Raw genomic sequence first — 477 nt, 5'->3', positions numbered from 1 at the left:
GAGCTTAAGAATTATGAAAGGGGTATCAGTAAGAGTAGGAAATACGGCTGGAAAATCGGTATCCCAAGAAGTTAGAGAAGAATTAGACGGAGGCCAAATTTTGGCAACCACTAAGCATATTTACTATGAAAAAAACGGCAGACCTCAAAGAGTTGCATTAGCTAAGATAATAGGAACAGAGCTATTTGATAATGGCAAAACTATAAAAATCATGCCGGACGGTGCACGGGCAAAACCCTTATATTTCTTTTTTAATAACATATACGACCCCGTTACTTTCCAAGAAATAATTAACGCTAGGTGGTAACCCTAAATCTTTCTTAACAAAACCGCTTATTCAAGCGGTTATTTTTTCCTGAGTTTGATACCGAAACCCCCTTATTTTCATAATTACTATCTGAAAATAAAAGGAAAATCTCTCTTGACTTTTTTTGGTTATATGTAGTAAAATAATGGTAATAGTATAGAGAGGGGTTT

At 35.0% G+C, this 477-nt stretch carries 1 protein-coding gene; it reads left to right on the top strand.

Annotation, left to right across the window (positions count from 1 at the left end):
• The coding region (locus tag ACYQ4O_RS12995) for a hypothetical protein (protein WP_460175875.1) at positions 1 to 307 on the top strand (307 nt) is incomplete at its 5' end.
• Positions 308 to 477: the final 170 nt, after the last annotated feature.

This window comes from Turicimonas sp. TL08, from assembly GCF_054660695.1.
The sequence above is the reverse complement of the archived record's forward strand: the minus strand, read 5'-3'. Positions and strand labels throughout refer to the sequence as shown.